Origin of the sequence: Shewanella sp. UCD-KL21, assembly GCF_001957135.1 — a bacterium.
In the GTDB taxonomy this organism is placed as follows: domain Bacteria; phylum Pseudomonadota; class Gammaproteobacteria; order Enterobacterales; family Shewanellaceae; genus Shewanella.
On the sequence record NZ_MPHK01000012.1, the window covers coordinates 67,444 to 87,643 of the forward strand.

Genomic DNA, 20,200 nt, shown 5'->3' on the forward strand with positions numbered 1-20,200 from the left:
TAGTTTTTATAGTGGCTGTTTTTATAAGCTGATGACAAGGCGTTATCGATTACGCGAAACTCTATTGCAAAAAGCGAAACTAAACGGCTAAAGTGAAAGGTTAAAGCAAAGGGCTAAACAAATAAAAAACTTGTTCAATTACCCTTTTATACCAAGGGCGTTCATTCCACTGTGCTAAAGTAAGTTGCTCAGAATCATCAATATAGCTTTGCTGTAACTGCTGTAATTTATAAGCAAACTTAACATCATCAACCGCTAACGTGAGTTCAAAATTAAGCCACAAGCTACGCATATCCATATTTACCGTACCAATCAAGCAATGTTCATCATCAATTAACACCGACTTAGTGTGCAATAGACCACCGTTAAACTGATGGACTTTTATACCAGCATTTAACAGTTCTGTGAAAAAGGAACTACTGGCCCATTTGACCATAGTGGAATCATTGCGCCTTGGGATAATAATATTGACATCAACTCCCCTTAACGCTGCCGTGACTAAGGCCACCAACAAGTATTCACTGGGTACAAAGTAAGGTGTGGTGATAACAATACGTGTACGGGCTTGATATAAACTTTGTAATAATACTTGATGAATAACATCTTCTGGCATCCCAGGACCAGAGGGAATAACTTGAACTAATGATGATGTATGAGTCGACTCTGCTGCAGGCGGCTGCTCAGGTAAAAAGCGCTCATTGGTTTCAACTTCCCAGTCCCAGCTGCTTACGGTATTAATCACTGGAACCACAGGTCCGGTGATCCGCACCATCATATCAATCCACTCTCCGACCTCGCTAGACTGCTTAAAATATTTAGGATCAACTAAGTTCATTGAGCCGGTATAGCCCACGGTATTGTCTATAACAACGATTTTACGATGCAAGCGTAGATCCATGCGCCTAAACAGCATACGCAGTGGACTAACAATCAATGCTGGCACCACTTTAATTCCTGCATCTGTCATTAACTTTGGCCATGATGATTTAAAAAACTGGCGACTGCCGGCGGCATCCAATAGTAATTTAATGGCAACATTACGCTGCCTAGCGGCAATCAATGCATTAGCCACTTCATCTGCAAGACCACCGGGATGCCAAATATAAAACTCCATATGAATACAATTTTTAGCCTTATTTATATCGCTAATTATTGAGTTTAAAATGTCATCGGTAGTATGTTTTAGCACCATTTCATTGGCAGTGAGAGATGGGATCCTTAATTGGGTGTCACACAAATGGCTAATAGGAATAGCATAATGACTTTGGCTTTCGGGTTTATGGGCATTATGCTCGTATAACGCTTTAAACCACTCGGCATAGGGTTTATACATGGCTTTTGAACGATTCGAGCGGGTTTTACCCAAATGCAATTCACCAAATAATAAGTAGGCAAACACCCCAACAAAAGGCAAAAAGTAAATAATCAACAACCAAGAAAATGACACGCCGATACTTCGACGTTTGATAACGATTCGAATTGCCACCACACCTAAAATAAGCCAATAAAGCACCACACCAACAATGGCAATAATTTGGGTCAATTGATCCATAGTTTTTACAGTATTCCTAGGTGTATTGAAAAGTTAATAGTAAAGTTGATTGTACTCTTTAAACAAGCAAGCATATAGCAAAGCGACACATTCAGCAGCTATCCATATACCCCGAGGTAACCTTGAGCCTTAACAAATTAAAATATTGGATAATAGCCGTTCTATTGTTTAGCGGCGGATTGTATTTATTTGTAGTGACGAAATTCAATGGCGAAGCCGAGGTTATGATGAGCGAAGTACAACCCATGTTTGTGTCCCAATGTTTATCCCAAACAGTCAGTAAACCCCTTGATCAACAAGGTCGCTTGCGTATTGCCGTTTGGAACATTTATAAACAACAAAAGAGAAACTGGCAAAGTGAATTACAGCAAATCACTCAAGGCTCAGATTTGTTACTGCTGCAAGAAGCCAAACTTAATCGTCGTTTTTCGCAATATTTAACCGATACGCAGCACCATGTGGTAATGGCCAAGGGGTTTAAGCTGCTTAACGTACCAATGGGGGTGATGAATATTTCATCTCAACCAGCTAATGAAGCCTGTGCCTATCAAACTGCAGAACCTTTAATTCGATTCGCCAAATCGACTCTTGTGGCCACGTACCCATTATCTAATGGCCAGCAGTTACTGGTGGTCAATTTACATGGGGTTAATTTCGACTGGCGACTTACTAGTTACGAATCACAACTGAAAAAAGTGCTAAAAAAAGTCGCCATACATCAGGGGCCGGTTATTTTAGCGGGAGACTTAAATACCTGGCGAGAAGGTAGAATGAGTATCCTAAGGCAACTCACTCATGGCTTGAGCCTAACAGAAGCTAAATACAAAGCAGATTTTCGTAAACGGGTATTTGGCTTACCCCTAGATCATTTATTTTATCGCGGTTTAACCTTAATAAATGCAGACTCTAACGAAACCTCAGCCTCAGATCATAATCCGATCCAAACAGAGTTTATGCTGCAATAACACCCAGAGCCAAATTAAACCACTTTAAAACTAATCAGTTTGGCTTCTTCAGCAAAAAAGCGATAAAAATCCTCTTGCTGATCTTGCTTGCCCACGAATGCAACCAAGGCTTTTTTGTCGGTGCCTTTTACCAGTTCTCGTATTTGAGTTAAGCGTTTTACAAAATTTGTCTTTACCGCTTCAGGCCATGCACTGGTTTGAATTTTGACAAAATAGGGTCTGAGGTTTTTATTTTTATTATCCACTTTTTGCCACCAGCCAGCGGATAACTTAATCATAATATAGTCGGCTTCAACTTGTGGTTTATCCCATGCTAAGGTGCTGTAAAACACCTTGGTATCGTTATTGTCAGTTTGAAAACGAAACTTTTGCTTACCTACAGGGTTAACGATTTTTGTGAAAATCTGCCCATATTGTTGTCCCTGAACCCCTTCAAATGTAAGTGCCCTGTCACGATCAAACGGAAAATCAAAATACTGATCGACGATGCTTTGAAAAGAGCTGGTGACGTAATTCGCTTTGCGCTTACGACTTACATCTTTTGCGGTCTTTGACATGGATAAGTGATTAACATCAGCAGCGGCAATTTCGGTATTGCTCACCGCTTTAACTGACTTCGCAGCGGTTAAATTAAACCGATTGGGATAGGCTAACGGAAAGCCTTCATCACTACTAAGCCGTGATGTTTTACCTTGCTGCTTAATTTTGCTGCTGGCTTTAGCGTAACAATGCTGCTTATGTTCCACGTTTTTTGAGGTTTTAAAATAAGGTCGACGTAAGTTAACCGCTTTTTTGTAAGAGCAAGGTATCAGCGCCACCGCGCATTCATCGCACACAAAATTCAGTGATTTTACATTGTCGAGTATATAAAGCTCTTCGTTAGTGACTATTCTATCTAATTGCAAACAGTGAGCATCATCCATATTCAATCTCATTTAACTTAACATTTTCTTTCATAATCAAGCTTATCCGTTGTTATGCTAACGTAAATTTAGGCTAATTGTTAATATAAAATACAGTTGTATGGTGCAGTGTAGTTGATTACAGTAGACAGATAGCTTTTTAGCCGTTATCCGTATTCATTAAAGACACGGATCTGCTATTCGCCTTAATCCTATTACCGAGGCAATTATGAAACCAAGCACTTTTATGGCATGGATCACCCGTATGCCATTGCTAGAACGTTGGGCTTTGATGCATTGTTTTCAAAAAGAAAACGTTTCAGAGCATTGTCATCAAGTGGCTGTGATTGCACACTTATTGGTGGTCATAAAAAATAAACGCTTTGGCGGTAAACTCAATCCAGAAAAAGCCGCCACTATCGCCCTTTACCATGAAGTGTCAGAAACTAAACTCCAAGATATCAACTCCAATACCAAATATCACAGCCCTGAATTTACCAAAGCCTTTAAAAAGCTTGAAGATCTGGCAGAAAAAGAGTGCTTAGCCTCGTTACCTGAAGATCTGCGTGAAGAAATGGAGCCACTATTAGTTCAAACCCAAGTTGACCCAGAATACAAAGCTATCGTCAAAGCCGCAGATATTTTACAAGCCTATGTAAAAACCATGAATGAGCTACGCTTTAATAATGACGAATTCCAACATGTAAAAGCTAATTTGGATAAAAAGCTTAAGCAAATGGAACAAGATTTACCTGAAGTAAAATGTTTTATCGATATTTTCCTCGATAGCTGCACCTCCACATTAGATAAATTGACTGAGAGCGAATTAACTAACTGATGCTCACACAGTAAAGGATGATCAATGTCAGATAATGAAATACACACTAGTGATGTCACTGAAACCGAATTAACCGCCAACAATGACAACCAAATGAACGCTGATATTGAGCGCAGCACTAAAATAAATCCATGGCATGAACGCCGCCTCGGTGAAGATAAATTACGCCGTAATGATCACCGCAGTCCGTTTCAACGTGACAGAGCTAGGATACTCCACTCAGCCGCCTTTCGTCGCCTACAAGCTAAAACTCAGGTACACGGCATTGGCATGAACGATTTTTTTCGCACCCGCTTAACCCATTCATTAGAAGTATCACAAATTGGCACAGGCATCGCCGCGCAGCTTAAACGTAAATACCCCCACATTGAGCAGCTGCTCGATTCAATGAGTTTAATCGAGTCACTCTGCTTAGCCCATGATATTGGTCACCCACCTTTTGGTCACGGCGGCGAAGTAGCCTTAAACTATATGATGCGCCATCATGGCGGTTTTGAAGGTAACGGCCAAACCTTTAGGATTTTAGCCAGACTTGAACCCTATACCGAATACTGGGGCATGAATCTCACCAGACGAACCTTACTTGGAGTGTTAAAGTATCCTGCATTGTATAGCCAGTTACATGTTGATTTAGGTCACCCAGAAATAACCAGCCATAGGCAATTAAGACCATCCCAATGGCCGTCGGTAAAAGGGCTTTTTAATGATGATAAAGATATCTTTGATTGGGTACTTTCAGCGTTAAGTGTTAATGATAGAAACCGCTTTATCAGCATTAAAAACAGCAGCAATCAACACTATCCACACCAGCGAACCCAGTATAAATCTTTTGATTGTTCCATCATGGAGTTGGCTGACGATATCGCCTATGCGGTCCATGATTTAGAAGATGCCATCGTCATGGGCATAGTCACGCCTTTGCAGTGGCAGCAAGATGTGGCCGATAAATTAAGCCAAAGCAATGACCCATGGCTTAGTCACGAATTTAGCCATATTGTTGATAAATTATTTTCCCATCAACATCACTTACGTAAAGATGCCATTGGCACCTTAGTGAATGGTTTTGTCACTGCCATTAATATCGAGCAAGACGACAAATTTGAAGAAGCCTTATTAAAATACAATGCCCGCCTAGAGCCTGACTTTGCCATCGCGCTGCATACTTTAAAACAATTTGTCTATAAGTACGTTATTCGTAAACCTGAAATGCAAATGCTTGAATACAAAGGCCAACAAATTGTGATGGAATTATTTGAAGCCTTTGAGTCTGATCCACAGCGGTTGCTGCCATTAAACACCCAAGAGCGTTGGTTACATGCCAAGGAGAATAACCTTAATCCGATGCGAGTGATTGCAGATTATATTTCAGGTATGACCGATGAATTTGCCGGTAAATTACACCAGCAATTATTTGGCCCTAAGTCTTCTGGCATTTTTGAAATTAGCTTAGAAAGATAACCCTATTAACCTGAATAACGAGTACAGCTGTGTTAGTGGCTTTAGTGAGCGTTAATCATCTAAAGTCACTAACACTGTAATAAAGCTTCAATATACTTCCTGCCAAAGCACACTCTGTTAGCTTAAATTTTTATGCTATTAATTCAAAGATAAAACACTCTCAGTAAATTAACCGCCTGCTCTGTAACCCTCTTATAATCACTTAACTTAGCGCTTTTTTGTAATTTAATTACCATTAATAGTGATTTGTGCTGTAGATCACGACATATATACCGCTAAAGGAGTAATTTTATCACGTAGAGACGAATATCTTGATTCAAGGACACAGCTATATCAGCTGCTGAGAGTGGTTAACTAAAACGCTTTAGTTAACAACTTTTGAGGACGTAATGATGACTGTCAATAACACCGAACAACTTGACCTACTAATAGAGCGAGTCGCCAAAGCGCAAAAAGAATTTGCCAATTTCAGCCAAGCACAAGTCGACAAAATATTCAGAGCAGCAGCTCTTGCCGCCACAGATGCTCGTATTAAACTTGCTAAAATGGCAGCTACTGAAACCAACATGGGGTTATTAGAAGACAAAGTCATTAAAAATCACTTTGCATCTGAATATATATACAACAAATACAAAGACGATAAAACCTGCGGTATTATCGCTGAAGACATCACCTTTGGCACCATCACCATTGCCGAACCTGTGGGGATAATATGCGGCATAGTGCCCACAACCAACCCAACCTCAACGGCCATTTTCAAAGCGCTCATTAGCCTTAAAACCCGTAACGGTATTATATTCTCGCCACATCCAAGAGCTAAGCAATCCACCACGACTGCAGCACGCATCGTTTTAGATGCCGCTGTTGCCGCTGGTGCACCAAAAGACATTATCGGTTGGATTGACGAGCCTTCAGTGGCGCTGTCTAACCAACTTATGACTCACGGTAACATTAACCTTATCCTCGCAACCGGCGGCCCCGGTATGGTTAAAGCTGCATACTCATCGGGTACACCAGCCATTGGGGTTGGCGCGGGTAATACCCCAATCGTGATTGATGAAACCGCTGATATTAAACGCGCAGTAAGCTCAATACTGATGTCAAAAACCTTCGATTACGGCGTCGTGTGCGCCTCAGAGCAAGCCGTCATCGTAGTAGACAGTATTTATGAGCAAGTTAAACAACGCTTTGAAACCCATGGCGGCTACCTTTTATCAGTTAAAGAAACTGCTGCCATGCAAGAGGTTATTCTTAAAAATGGCGGGTTAAATGCTGACATCGTTGGTCAAAGTGCCCCAACCATTGCCAACATGGCAGGAATTGATGTCCCAAGCTGGACTAAGGTATTAATTGGTGAGGTGACTGACATCAATGAAGCTGAAGCCTTTGCCCATGAAAAGTTATCACCACTTTTAGGTATGTACCGCGCCACTGATTTTAATGATGCCATGGACAAAGCTGAAGCATTAGTTACCTTAGGCGGCATTGGTCATACCTCGGGGTTATACACTGACCAAGATGGCCAAGTCGAAAGAGTTAAAGCCTTTGGCTTTAGGATGAAAACTGCGCGGATATTAATAAACACTCCAGCATCACAAGGTGGTATTGGCGATCTATATAACTTTAAATTAGCGCCATCACTGACATTGGGCTGTGGCTCATGGGGCGGCAACTCAATATCTGAAAACGTTGGCCCAAGTCATTTAATCAATAAGAAAACCGTCGCTAAAAGGGCTGAAAATATGTTGTGGCACAAACTTCCCTCTTCAATTTATTTCCGCCGCGGCAGTTTACCCATTGCATTAGAAGAGCTAGCAACTAAAAAACGCGCCTTAATCGTCACCGACAAATTTTTATTTAATGATGGCTACTGCGACGAAACCATTAAAATATTAAAAGCTCAAGGGCTTGAAACAGAAGTATTTTATGAAGTTGAAGCCGACCCAACCTTAGCCATTGTTAAACAAGGCGCTAAAGTCGCCCAAAGCTTTAAGCCTGATGTCATCATTGCATTAGGCGGTGGCTCGCCTATGGATGCGGCGAAAATAATTTGGGTATTGTATGAACATCCTGAGGTTGACTTTGCTGACTTAGCTTTGAGTTTTATGGATATACGCAAACGTATTTATAAGTTCCCTAAATTAGGGGTTAAAGCGCAAATGGTAGCAATACCGACCACCTCAGGCACAGGCTCAGAAGTTACCCCGTTTGCCGTGGTTACCGATGAAGTGAGCGGCATGAAATACCCTATTGCGGATTATCAACTCACTCCTAACATGGCAATTGTCGACCCCAATTTAGTAATGGATATGCCAAAGTCATTAACCGCTTTTGGTGGCATTGACGCTGTAACTCACGCATTAGAAGCTTATGTTAGCGTGATGGCAAACGAATTTAGTGATGGTCAGGCCTTACAAGCACTGGAATTATTATGTGAGCATTTACCAGCAGCTTATGAACTGGGTGCTAAAGCCCCAATAGCCAGAGAAAAAGTCCATAACGGCGCCACTATCGCCGGTATTGCCTTTGCGAATGCTTTTTTAGGCATTTGCCACTCAATGGCCCATAAGCTCGGCGCTGAGTTTCATTTAGCCCATGGGTTAGCAAACGCATTGTTAATTAGTAATGTAATTCGCTTTAACGCCACCGATATGCCGACCAAGCAAGCCTCTTTTAGTCAGTACGACCGCCCAAAAGCCTTATGTCGTTATGCAAAGATTGCTGAAACCCTAAAGCTTGAAGGTATTGACTCAAATACCACGGATAAAGACAAGGTAGCATTGCTAATAAGTAAAATTGAACAGCTAAAAACCGCAGTTGGTATTCCTGCCTCTATTCAAGAAGCTGGTGTTAATGAAGCCGATTTCTTAGCAAAATTGGATGAATTAGCCGAGCACGCTTTTGACGACCAATGTACTGGTGCCAATCCGCGCTTCCCGCTCATTAGTGAGTTAAAGCAGATATTATTAGATAGCTTTTATGGTAAGGCTTATCAAGATAACTAATTGCTATTTTCTACTTACTAGTTGCTACTTGCTACTTGCTAGTTTTCGGCACTAGCTCTGGTACCAGTCTACACAAGCTAGCGTTATAAAAAACTGGCTTGAACAATAGCGATTAATTAACCGCTGATACAATATTGATTATTATCAAATGTATCAGCGGTATTTTTATTTAATAATTTACTGTTTACCTTTACTTTATTAGTGTCAGTGAGCCATCCAAATGCACATCACGTTGTGGATATGCTGCCTAAGGTAATTGGCTGTTGTGCAGCAGTAAACACTGTCAATTTTAGCAATTGTTCAACTTGTACTAAGTCCATTATTACCCCTTTTTATCCTGACTCCCCCTAACTACCTCGCTTGAATTATCAGCCTAAATACACTGCTGACGGATCCACTAAAAACCGTGTTCCTAATGCCTCACGACCAAATAGCATTAAATAACTCATGTCTGAGCGATCGGTAAGAGTAATCTCAATCGACCACTTTTGTTGCCCAAGGACTACTGGCGTTTTAATCACGTAACGTTGCTCCACAGTGCCATTAGATGACTTAATTTTACGGATATCACTAATAGGAGCATGGCAGCTTTTTACAGTATCAACATTATGTGAATCTGGGTGAATATCAAACGAGACACAATGCTCGCCATCTATCAGCACCTTTTTAATATTATCTACATGTAAAGACGAGGTTTTAGCCCCAGTGTCTACGCGAACTTGTAACTCGGTAATACCTAATTTAGGCAGCGCGATATACTCTAAGTTGCCAATAATCGTTTTATTTTTCATATCGAAACTCATTAATTTACAGTATCTGGTAATAGTTGTTCTTGAACATTTTCAATGTGTTCAGCAATTTTTTCATCATTTTCGCTAAAGTAAGCAATATGAAACATGGCTTCACCTTCTTGCACTAACGGTATATTTTGTTTACCGATTAATATGCCAGAGCGTGATGCGATCACCGAGTCAATCACTTCGCCATAGGGACTACCAATTTCAGCCAAAACTTGCCCTTTAGTAATTTGATCACCTAAATTGGCAATGTTATGTACAATGCCACTGGCATTGGCACGTACCCACTGACTGCCATTAGCGATAAATGGGGCGCGTTTTTTCTTTGCTTTTGATGATGATTTTCTAATCATGCCTAAGTGTTGCAATACATTTAAAATGCCTTTCATGCCGGCGCGTATCGAAAACTCATCAAACCTTAATGCTTCACCTGCTTCATACAAGAGGATTTTGGTTTGATTCTTAACTGCTGACTCCCTTAAGGAACCATCCACTAAGTTTGAATTTAAAATCACTGGCACCCCAAACACCTCTGCAAGTAATTTGGTTTCCTCATCGGCCATATCCGCTCTAATTTGCGGTAAATTAGAGCGGTGTATCGCGCCAGTATGTAAATCTATGCCGTAATCACAATGTCTAACGATTTCATTAAGAAAGATATGCGCCACCCGTCCAGCTAATGAACCTTTCGCAGAGCCAGGAAAACAGCGATTTAAATCCCGTCTATCTGGCATATAGCGGCTTTGATTCACCACCCCATACACATTGACCATAGGTACTGCTATGAGGGTTCCTGAAGTAATCTTAAATTTATTTTGTTTAATTAGCCTTCGTATAATTTCAATGCCATTTAGCTCATCGCCATGTACCGCCGCGCTGATAAATATTGTCGGCCCCGGCTTTTTTGCACGGATGATATGTACCGGTAAAGACACATCTGCGTCGGTATATAATTTTGCTACTGGCAGCTCAATTTTACGTTGCTCACCCGCTAAAATGTCAAAATCACCAATGGTTAGCTTATTCATAATGCGTCCCAATCAGCCTTTACCGCGAGTTTTGTTTTTATGGGGCTTGGCATTCTTTTCTAAAAATTGAAATACCATTGACGCGACATCTTTTCCGGTAGCCGTTTCAATACCTTCAAGCCCTGGCGATGAATTAACTTCCATCACCATAGGGCCATTTTGTGAGCGCAGTAAATCAACGCCGCATAAGTTTAGCCCCATAATTTTGGCTGCATTAATTGCTGTTTCACGCTCTTCTTTAGATAGTTTAACCACTACAGCAGAGCCGCCACGGTGCAAGTTAGAACGAAACTCACCTTCAGCCCCTTGGCGCTTCATTGCCGCAACAACCTTTCCGCCAACCACTAAACAGCGAATATCGGCGCCGCCAGCTTCTTTAACAAATTCTTGTACCAAAATATTGGCTTTTAAGCCCATAAAGGCCTCGATAATGGCTTCAGCAGCTTTAGCGGTATCAGCTAACACCACTCCGATACCTTGGGTGCCTTCTAGTAGCTTAATGACAACAGGCGCACCACCGACGTTTTTTATCAAATCTTTAATATTGTCAGGCTTATTAGCAAAACCGGTACGTGGCAAGCCAATGCCTTTACGTGACAATAATTGCAAAGAGCGTAATTTATCGCGTGAGCGACTAATGGCGACAGATTCGTTAATATTAAAGGTGCCCATCATTTCAAATTGTCGCGCCACTGCGGTACCGTAAAATGTCACCGATGCACCAATGCGCGGGATCACAGCATCATACATCGGAAGCTCTTTACCATCGTAGCGCAAGGTTGGCTTACTGCTGGTAATATCCATGTAGCAATGTAATGTATCAATAATATCCACTGTGTGGCCCATAGCTTCACCCGCCTCTTTTAAGCGGCGAGTTGAATATAACTTTGGGTTTCTTGATAGAATCGCAATTCTCATAATATGTCCTGATTATGTTTCTTTTATTGTACAAAGGTGCTGTAATTCGCTGAGTGTATGAGTATCTATCTCATAAATATAACGTTATTTTTTGATGTGTTTAATCAAAAATTTTAATCACAGCTTTTAAAGGATGTTGATGAAAGTAGAATTATTAAAAACATTTTTAGAGGTTAGCCGTACGCTACATTTTAGAGTCGCTGCCGAAAATTTGTTTATCACCCAGTCTGCTGTCAGTGCCAGAATCAAGCTTTTAGAAGAGGATTTAGGGGTGTTACTGTTTGATCGCAGTAAGAAACACCTCAAATTAACCCCTGAGGGTAACCGCTTAATTAAGCATGCCAATGAGCTGTTATTGATGTGGCAAAAGGCCAAGCAAGATGTGGGTATTGCTGAGGGTGATAACCATCAACTGGCCATCGGTTCTATCATGTCTATATGGGATATCGTCCTTCAAGGCTGGCTAACCAAAATTCACCTAAATATTGAAGGTATGAGCCTATTAACCAATACTCTTTCACCGGTTGAATTAAGAAAAAGCTTGTTAAGTCGCGTTATTGATGTGGCCTTTTTATTCGAGCCGCCTTATGTAGAAGACCTAGTAATAACTAAGGTTGCGACTGTGCCCTTATACCTTGTTAGCACTGAATCAAATAGCGCCAAACAAAACTCGACATTAGAAAACTACATTATGGTGGACTATGGTGAGTCGATTAACAGTCAATATCGACGCAGTTTTCAAGACTCACCGCCAGCAAAACACTCGATGAACCAACCAAGGATTGCTCTTAATTTTTTATTGGATGTCGGTGGCTGCGCCTACCTGCCAAGACAAATGGCGTTTGAATATATTGAAAGCAATAGACTTTTTATCGTAGACGATGCGCCGGTTTTTTCTCGAGAAATCTATGCAGTGTATTTAGAAAAAGGTCATAAAGTGGATATCATTGAACAAACGCTGCAGTTATTTCCCTATTTAAAAACATAAAGCGAATAGACAAGTAGCATTAGTAAGACGTTACTTGAGTTAGACGCCACTTAAATTAGGCGCTACTTATATTAGAAGCCACTTGAATTAGACGTTACTTAAATTAGACGCGATTTTAGTCTGCAACTCACAGAGCCCATCAAGGATAACCATGGATAGAAGATCGTTTTTAACAGCCTTGGTAAAAGGCGGTGCCGTGGTTGGCGCTGGCGCCACGATTGCTGGAACAGCAACTTGGTTTAGCATCAGCCCTGCACCAAAGCCTTTGACTATAGATAATGTATTATCTCAAATAGCGCAATTGCTGGCTGCTGCCGTCATTGACAGCAAGCCAGAGCAAGCAGCAAAGGATACTTTAAGCACAACATCTGTAGATTGGGATTTAAACCAAATTTTTACGCATTGCGCCCAAAGTGTTGAGTACTCTATGACAGGTTATCCGCAACACAAAGCTGAGGCTTTTAAACACACTATTGGCGCTAGCGCTTTTGCTTTATTCAGTGCGAAAGGCAAGATGATTCATAACCTCGCTGAATTGATACCTGGTGCACCTTTAATTTCAAAGCAGGCAGATTATTTGCTGGCCCTTAAAAGGTTGCAACAATCGCTAGTAGACTTTCAGCAATACACAGGGCAATTACAGCCCCACTTTGCTTATGGCAAGCTTAGTAAACATGAATACGCCTTAGCCCACGTGATGCACTTTAATAATCATATGCAGCAAATCCAACTGCGCAGGTTAAGCTGAAGCTATATAGGGTCAATAACAGCAGTTATTTTAACAATTGTTAGGAACTTGGTCCTTTACCAGACCTTTAGTTAATTCACCAATAAGCGCATCAGGTTTATCGACTCCAATATACACAATCTCAATTCCTTTAATGGGCTCAACTAAGGTTAGTTTGACATTAGGTGTACCTGAAAAATTAAAGCGCTTTACCGTTTCTGCTCGTCGTATGGCTAATTTGTTGGGCTCAACCGTTTTAATATTACTTAAATCAATGCTAAAACAATTAAATACCCCATAACGAATATGTAATTTATTCTGAATACCGCTGCTTGCTTCTGAGCCTGAATCTAAATCCACTAAGCCAAGCTTAGCTTGAGTGTTTGGCTCGAAATCATTAACTATTGAGGCTGCACAAGTCTCGATTGTGATTGGTCTGCGTGACATAGCGCGATATTCAGCAATAAAGAATACCAAACTCATCAAAGTTAATGCCGTTACCACATTGGCGCTGAAGCCTGAAAACATAAAATGAACCAGTAAATGCATCAGCGGGATTTCAAACACTATCATCATTATAAATCCTAGCGCGTTAGACTGATTACCGTCTTTATGATGATAACTAAAATGTGAATCGCCTTGGTATGTTGACTGTGTGATTAAATGACCACACAAAAAGAAACTCCACACTCTGGCTTCAAATATCATAATATCGGCAACCCAGTTATTACCAAATACAGTACAAATGGGCTGCTTAATGGCAAGATCAGGATCAACCGCTGATTTGAGCGCTGCTTTTATGGCAAATATCACGCAGGCTATCGAAAATAGCTCGATTGACACAAATACTGTCAGTAACAGGTAACGAACCTGAGTTAAATAAGGCCATAATATTTGTTGCTCAGTGGGAATAATAAAACTGCCAAGCAGTATTAGAATTGCAAAATAACTTAGCGCCTTAACCAGTGCTAACTTGGCCGATTTGACACACAAGAAACAAATTATTGGTAAAGTGATAGCAGCGTCAATGAGTAACAACCAATCGAATTTAGCAGCGCCATAATCATTAAGCCACATATCGTGTTGATAAAATAAAACCCAACTAAATGCTAAAGCTAGCAGACTGAGAACAGGGATTTTGGAAGTTATTGGCCTTGTTTGCATGTTATCACTCCTTGATTAACGCTATTTTTTCCTAGCAAAAATAAATCTATCAGTGGCCATCTTCTGACCATCGACGATATGATCTTCTGTAAAGCTATCAACAATTTCAAAATCATATTGGCTCAGCAAGGACGTTATAAATGCAGGCTGATAAAAATACATATGTAATTTGTCACCCTCAGCAGACTCCTGCACACAGGATTGACTGTAGTCACCTTGCATAAAACCGATATAGACTAACGCTTGTGGTGTCGAAACCTTAGCTAAAGACTCAATAAAAGGCGCGATATCGCTTTTTGCTAAATAAGGTAGACAAAATGAGCACAGCAGTACATTAAATTTATTCTTTGTTGCCGCAATTTGGCGGATATCGTTAACCTCAAATGTCGCTGCAGGATTGTACTCTCGAGCAAGGGTTATCATCGCTGCAGATAAGTCCACTCCGGTTATATTGATAGAGACGTTTAATTGCCCAGATAAAACCTGTTGCAGATATAAACTAGCATTACCGGGCCCGCAACCAATATCGAACATGGCAATAGCCGCTTCAGTTTTATAGGTTAATTGAGACCTAGGCTCTGAGGTGAATTCAGTCAGTATTAAGCCAGCAAACTTATCAAGGCTGTGAGCATATAAAGCGCAATCCATATATTTTTGCTGATATTTATCAGCAGTTTTATCAAATACGCTTACCGTTTGCTGGTACTTATCCATCTAAAAAGTGTCCATTTTACTAATGCCAATTCACCAGTATTAATTTATACACTATAAAATTGATGATCGGTCTTATTTTAAAAACAAAAAAGCCACTCGAAAGTGGCTTTTTATGATCGCTGATTAAACGCTCGAGTTATAAAGCACCGATGGCATCTTTACATAGCTGAGTAATACGACCCCAATCTTCTTGTTCCATAGCATCAGTAGGCGCAATCCAGCTGCCACCAATACAATCAACATTGGCTAATGCTAAGTAGTTTTTATAACTTGTCGGCGTAATGCCGCCTGTTGGACAAAAACGAATATTCGCCAATGGACCAGAGAAAGCTTTCAGTGCATTAACGCCGCCAGACGCTTCTGCTGGGAAGAATTTAAAATGGGTGTAACCCAACTCCATCCCCGCCATGACTTCAGAAATACTCGCAACACCTGGAATTAACGGCACCTTGCCACGCTTAGCGGCTTTAAGCAGATCAACCGTCGCACCAGGGGTGATAATAAATTGTGAACCCGCATCTACAGCTTGCTGCAGTTGTAATTCATTTAAAATCGTACCTGCACCCACTAACGCATCAGGGACTTCTTTGGCAATTAATGCAATGGCTTCTAAAGCACATTCTGTGCGTAAAGTGACTTCTAAAACACTGATGCCGCCCGCTACTAATGCTTTCGCTAACGGAACCGCATGCTCGATTTTATTGATCACCATGACAGGAACGATCGGGCTGCGTTTAAAAATATCTTGTGGCTGTAGCGTCCAGTTATTCTCAAGCATTCGAGTATCTTCCTTTTAATTAATAAATTTCGTCAATGGCACTGGTACTACGAGCGCCTGTTTCTGGACTGCTTAAACTATTTCGTAAAGCACCAAATAATTCACGGCCCATGCCATAACTTGAGTGATGTAGATCTACTTTCCCTGCCACACGTGCAGTTAAAGTGACTTCATCCACCAGTAAACTTAGCTCGCCTGTATCAGCATTGACGCGAATCATGTCGCCATCTTCGACCTTTGCAATAAGGCCGCCATCTAATGCTTCTGGCGTTAAGTGAATCGCTGCAGGCACTTTGCCTGACGCACCCGACATACGACCATCAGTAACAAGCGCTACTTTAAAGCCCTTATCTTGTAAGGTACCTAAATATGGCGTGAGTTTATGTAACTCTGGCATACCGTTAGCTTTCGGGCCTTGGCCTTTTACCACCACAACACAATCTCGGTCTAAACCACCGGCTTGGAAAATAGCATCGAGCTTGTTTTGGTCGTCAATAACAACCGCTGGGCCTTCAACAACTCGGTTACCCGCAGGTACGGCGGAGACTTTAATCACTGAACGACCAAGGTTGCCTTTAAGTAATTTTAGACCGCCGTTATTTTGAAAAGGCGTGTCGATGTGAGTTAACACTTCTTTGTCTAAACTTTCTGTTGGCCCATCAACCCAAGTTAACTTGCCATCAAGAATGCGCGGCTCTTGGGTATATTTACGTAACCCAAAGCCCGCTACAGTGTTAACATCTTCATGGATAAGCCCTGCATCTAGTAATTCTTTGACTAAAAATGCCATACCGCCTGCGGCGTGGAAATGGTTAATATCAGCATGTCCATTTGGATAAACCTTGGCCATTAACGGTACGCAATCAGATAAATCTGAAAAATCATCCCAGTTAACAATGATGCCAGCAGCGCGCGCGGCTGCAACAATGTGCATAGTCAGGTTGGTAGAGCCACCTGTAGCAAGAATACCGACGATGCCATTAACCACGGATTTTTCGTTAACAATCTCACCGATTGGGGTGTATTGGGTGCCCATTTCAGTTAAGCGGCACACTTGTTTAGCTGCCATTGCAGTTAATTCATCACGTAATGGATCATCAGGATTCACAAATGAAGAACCCGGTAACTGTAACCCCATCATTTCAAGCATTAACTGATTAGAGTTAGCAGTACCGTAGAAAGTACAAGTACCGGCACTGTGATAAGAACTTGACTCAGCTTCTAACAATGCCGCTCTATCAACTTTGCCTTGAGCAAATTGTTGACGTACGCGGGCTTTTTCTTTGTTTGGAATACCAGATTTCATTGGGCCTGCTGGCACAAACATCATAGGTAAATGACCAAAACTTAACGCGCCAATCAATAAACCCGGAACAATCTTGTCGCAAATACCTAATAATAAGGCGCCGTCAAACATGTTGTGAGATAACCCCACCGCCGTTGACATTGCAATCACTTCACGACTCAGTAAGCTAAGCTCCATGCCAGGTTGACCTTGGGTCACACCGTCACACATTGCCGGCACACCCGCAGCAACTTGAGCAACACTGCCGACTTCTTGGCAGGCTTTTTTAATGAAGTTTGGGTAATCTTCATATGGCTGATGGGCAGATAACATGTCGTTAAATGCCGTCACAATACCGATATTCGCTTTGGTTAATTGACGTAAAGAATCTTTATCATCTGGCTTACAAGCCGCAAAACCATGGGCTAAGTTGCCACAGCTTAATGCACTACGATGTACGCCTTTGGCGCGAGCATCATTTAATGCTGCAAGATATTTTTTACGAGAATCTTGGCTGCGAGCGATAATTCGATCGGTAACAGCTTGAACTACTGAGTGCATGGTTAACTCCTTTACGCGCTATAAAACACATCAACGGGCGTTTTACGCTGCGCTAATACGGCTCTAATTGGCATTGCATTCACATCGTCGCTTTCCAAAGCTTGGCGATATACGGATAGTTTTGACTCACCTACTAAATGCAGATAAATCTGGCGACTGTTTAAAATGGCACCTTTGGATAAGGTAATACGTGCATGTGGCGCAGTCGTTGGATTAACAGCTGCGCAAAGTAAATCAGTCGTAAAAGCGTTTTCTAATTCTTTACTGCAAGGGAACCACGAACAAGTGTGGCCATCTGTACCCATACCTAAAACCACAACATCAAATGGTTTAGGGAAATTCGCCAGAGATTCAATGGTCATGTCGCAACCCTTTTCAGGGCTATCAAACATGTTTTTTAATCCACGGAACTTGGCACTTGCGGCGCGATTTTGTAATAAATGCGCTCTTACTAAGCGCTCGTTAGAATCTGCAGCTTCTGCATCTACCCAACGTTCATCGGCAAGCGTGATATAAACATCACTCCAGTCGATCGCTTTATTGCTTAGTAATTGAAATAATTTAAGCGGTGTTGAGCCACCAGAAACAACTAGGCTTGCTTTGCCACGGCTATCTACCGCATCTTGTAATTGACTGGCAATTTTGTCTGCCAATTTAGCTTCAAGAGCCGCTGGGGTTTCAAATGCTTTAAATACTGATTCTTTAATCATAATATTTCCTTACTCGTCCCAAGAACGACCGTCTTTAGTGATTAAAGCTACCGAAGCCACAGGGCCCCATGTACCTGCTGGATAAGGCTTAGGCTTCTCGCCGCCATTTTCCCAAGAGTTGATGATGCCATCGACCCAAGTCCAGGCTTGCTCAACTTCATCACGGCGCACGAACAATGCTTGATTGCCTAACATGGCTTCAAGTAACAAACGTTCGTATGCATCGGCAATGCGTTCGTTTTTAAAGGTGTCGGTGAAACTTAAATCAAGTTTGGTGGTTTGAATGCGCTGCTTTTCTTCCAAGCCAGGCACTTTATTCATCATTTGAATTTCAACACCTTCATGGGGTTGCAAACGAATAGTCAGCTTGTTTGGTGGTAAGTTACGCATGGTGTCGCGATATAAATTATGTGGCGGGTTTTTGAAGTAAACCACAATCTCACTGCTCTTAAATGGCATACGCTTACCGCTACGTAAGTAGAACGGTACGCCAGCCCAGCGCCAGTTATCAATATCAACGCGAAGCGCTACAAAGGTTTCAGTGTTGGATTTAACATTAGCACCCTCTTCTTCAAGATAACCAGGAACAGGTGAGCCTTTTAAATAACCACTAGAATATTGACCACGAACCGTGTTTTCAAACACGTTGTTTGGGGTAATAGGACGTAATGACTTAAGTACTTTTACTTTTTCATCACGAATGCTATCAGCATCTAAATTTACCGGCGGGTCCATTGCCACAAGCGTCAGCACTTGCAATAAATGGTTTTGGATCATATCGCGCATTTGACCGGCAGTATCAAAGTATCCCCAACGACCTTCAATACCGACTTCTTCAGCTACGGTGATTTGTACATGATCAATGGTGCGGTTATCCCACTTAGAAGCAAACAATGAGTTAGCAAAGCGCAGTGCAATAAGGTTTTGAACCGTTTCTTTACCTAAATAGTGGTCAATTCGGTAAACTTGATTTTCATTGAAGAATTCAGAAACTTTGTCGTTAATGACTTTAGATGACGCAAGACAAGTGCCGATGGGCTTTTCTAGCACGATGCGGGTGTCGGAATGGATAAGGTTTTGTTCGTTAAGACAACGACATATTTCACCAAAGATAGACGGAGGCGTGGCGAAATAACTGACCATGACACGTTTAGTTGGTTCTAATAGACCATGGAATGCTTTGTAGCCTTCAGAATCTGTAAAATTAGTACCAATATAATGACAACGAGCGATAAAGCGTGCAAGGGTCTCTTCACATAGCTCGTCTTTGACAAAAGTGTTTAATGCTTTATTGACAAGCTCAATGAACTCTTCTTGAGTAAAGGCGTCTTTAGCGACACCAATAACTTTCGTGTCTTTATCTAATAGATTCGCTTTATCAAGCTGATAGAGAGAAGGTAACAATTTACGGCGAGCTAAATCGCCTTTGGTGCCAAAAAGTACAAAATCGCAAGCCTTGGCGCCTAGTGATGAGTTACTCATTGCTTAAAATACTCCTTTATTATGCGTGTTCACAGGCAAACCATTTTTAGCTGCCAGTGAATAAAAGCACACTTTTGTTGTAATATAACAACAGAATTAAATTAGTGCATCAAAATTTTACAATTATTGGTATATGTTACATCTAGCCTTTTTCACATAAAACCTGATAGTATTTTGGTTGTTAAATTACTTTACTATCATAGATTAGTTACAAAAAATAAAAATAAACGGCTTATAATCGTTTCCAGAGGTATGAAAATTACTTCATTTCCTCCTAAATTGTAATTTATGATATAAAATTACATCATCCATTTTAGCGGACAATTAC

Annotated in this window: 17 protein-coding genes; 6 read left to right on the forward strand and 11 right to left on the reverse strand. The window is 41.2% G+C overall.

Going from position 1 to position 20,200, the window contains the following annotated elements; all coding sequences use genetic code 11:
• Positions 1–100 precede the first annotated feature (100 nt).
• Positions 101–1,552, reverse strand: coding sequence for a cardiolipin synthase (gene cls / locus BM739_RS12150; RefSeq protein WP_076540971.1), 1,452 nt, complete (start codon positions 1,550–1,552; stop codon positions 101–103).
• A gap of 122 nt (positions 1,553–1,674) precedes the next feature.
• Between cls and BM739_RS12155 the strand changes: the two genes are divergently transcribed.
• A complete protein-coding gene (locus BM739_RS12155; RefSeq protein ID WP_303046096.1) occupies positions 1,675–2,517 on the forward strand; it encodes an endonuclease/exonuclease/phosphatase family protein in 843 nt (280 codons plus the stop codon).
• Positions 2,518–2,531: 14 nt separating this feature from the next.
• Here the strand turns inward: BM739_RS12155 and BM739_RS12160 are convergent, their stop codons facing one another.
• Positions 2,532–3,440, reverse strand: a complete 909-nt coding sequence (locus tag BM739_RS12160) for a hypothetical protein (protein WP_076540975.1) — start codon at positions 3,438–3,440, stop codon at positions 2,532–2,534.
• A 208-nt stretch (positions 3,441–3,648) separates the two neighbouring features.
• Between BM739_RS12160 and yfbR the strand changes: the two genes are divergently transcribed.
• The 3 genes from yfbR (at position 3,649) to adhE (ending at position 8,720) form a co-directional block, all read left to right on the forward strand.
• Positions 3,649–4,257, forward strand: coding sequence for a 5'-deoxynucleotidase (gene yfbR / locus BM739_RS12165; RefSeq protein WP_076540977.1), 609 nt, complete (start codon positions 3,649–3,651; stop codon positions 4,255–4,257).
• A 93-nt stretch (positions 4,258–4,350) separates the two neighbouring features.
• Positions 4,351–5,715: an anti-phage deoxyguanosine triphosphatase gene (locus BM739_RS12170; RefSeq protein WP_076541066.1), complete on the forward strand. Its 1,365-nt coding sequence runs from the start codon at positions 4,351–4,353 to the stop codon at positions 5,713–5,715.
• 392 nt (positions 5,716–6,107) lie between these two features.
• Positions 6,108–8,720 (forward strand): bifunctional acetaldehyde-CoA/alcohol dehydrogenase, encoded by a 2,613-nt coding sequence (gene adhE / locus BM739_RS12175; protein ID WP_076540979.1) that lies wholly within the window; start codon positions 6,108–6,110, stop codon positions 8,718–8,720.
• A 368-nt stretch (positions 8,721–9,088) separates the two neighbouring features.
• Here adhE and BM739_RS12180 read toward each other — a convergent pair whose 3' ends face one another.
• The 3 genes from BM739_RS12180 to rimK are packed head-to-tail and all read right to left on the reverse strand — an operon-like array spanning position 9,089 to position 11,463.
• On the reverse strand, positions 9,089–9,511 hold the full coding sequence (locus BM739_RS12180; protein WP_076540981.1) for a RimK/LysX family protein: 423 nt from the start codon (positions 9,509–9,511) through the stop codon (positions 9,089–9,091).
• Positions 9,512–9,522: 11 nt separating this feature from the next.
• On the reverse strand, positions 9,523–10,545 hold the full coding sequence (locus BM739_RS12185) for a succinylglutamate desuccinylase/aspartoacylase family protein (RefSeq protein ID WP_076540983.1): 1,023 nt from the start codon (positions 10,543–10,545) through the stop codon (positions 9,523–9,525).
• Between the two features lie 12 nt (positions 10,546–10,557).
• Positions 10,558–11,463 carry a 30S ribosomal protein S6--L-glutamate ligase gene (gene rimK / locus BM739_RS12190; protein ID WP_076540985.1) on the reverse strand — a complete coding sequence of 302 codons (906 nt, stop codon included), beginning with the start codon at positions 11,461–11,463 and terminating at the stop codon, positions 10,558–10,560.
• Between the two features lie 139 nt (positions 11,464–11,602).
• Here rimK and BM739_RS12195 point away from each other — a divergent pair, with 139 nt between their 5' ends.
• Both BM739_RS12195 and BM739_RS12200 read left to right on the forward strand, forming a co-directional pair.
• Positions 11,603–12,451 (forward strand): LysR family transcriptional regulator, encoded by an 849-nt coding sequence (locus BM739_RS12195; protein ID WP_076540987.1) that lies wholly within the window; start codon positions 11,603–11,605, stop codon positions 12,449–12,451.
• 151 nt (positions 12,452–12,602) lie between these two features.
• Entirely contained in the window at positions 12,603–13,199 is a 597-nt protein-coding gene (locus BM739_RS12200) for a DUF1569 domain-containing protein (RefSeq protein WP_076540989.1), read from the forward strand.
• A gap of 30 nt (positions 13,200–13,229) precedes the next feature.
• Here BM739_RS12200 and BM739_RS12205 read toward each other — a convergent pair whose 3' ends face one another.
• The 6 genes from BM739_RS12205 to zwf all read right to left on the reverse strand — a co-directional run bounded on the left by BM739_RS12205 (position 13,230) and on the right by zwf (position 19,872).
• Positions 13,230–14,342 carry a hypothetical protein gene (locus BM739_RS12205; RefSeq protein WP_076540991.1) on the reverse strand — a complete coding sequence of 371 codons (1,113 nt, stop codon included), beginning with the start codon at positions 14,340–14,342 and terminating at the stop codon, positions 13,230–13,232.
• Positions 14,343–14,363: 21 nt separating this feature from the next.
• On the reverse strand, positions 14,364–15,056 hold the full coding sequence (locus BM739_RS12210; protein WP_076540993.1) for a class I SAM-dependent methyltransferase: 693 nt from the start codon (positions 15,054–15,056) through the stop codon (positions 14,364–14,366).
• A 136-nt stretch (positions 15,057–15,192) separates the two neighbouring features.
• Positions 15,193–15,834: a bifunctional 4-hydroxy-2-oxoglutarate aldolase/2-dehydro-3-deoxy-phosphogluconate aldolase gene (locus BM739_RS12215; protein WP_076540995.1), complete on the reverse strand. Its 642-nt coding sequence runs from the start codon at positions 15,832–15,834 to the stop codon at positions 15,193–15,195.
• A gap of 19 nt (positions 15,835–15,853) precedes the next feature.
• On the reverse strand, positions 15,854–17,680 hold the full coding sequence (gene edd, locus BM739_RS12220) for a phosphogluconate dehydratase (protein ID WP_076540997.1): 1,827 nt from the start codon (positions 17,678–17,680) through the stop codon (positions 15,854–15,856).
• An 11-nt stretch (positions 17,681–17,691) separates the two neighbouring features.
• Positions 17,692–18,390 carry a 6-phosphogluconolactonase gene (pgl, locus tag BM739_RS12225; protein ID WP_076540999.1) on the reverse strand — a complete coding sequence of 233 codons (699 nt, stop codon included), beginning with the start codon at positions 18,388–18,390 and terminating at the stop codon, positions 17,692–17,694.
• Positions 18,391–18,399: 9 nt separating this feature from the next.
• Positions 18,400–19,872, reverse strand: coding sequence for a glucose-6-phosphate dehydrogenase (zwf, locus tag BM739_RS12230; protein WP_076541001.1), 1,473 nt, complete (start codon positions 19,870–19,872; stop codon positions 18,400–18,402).
• Positions 19,873–20,200: the final 328 nt, after the last annotated feature.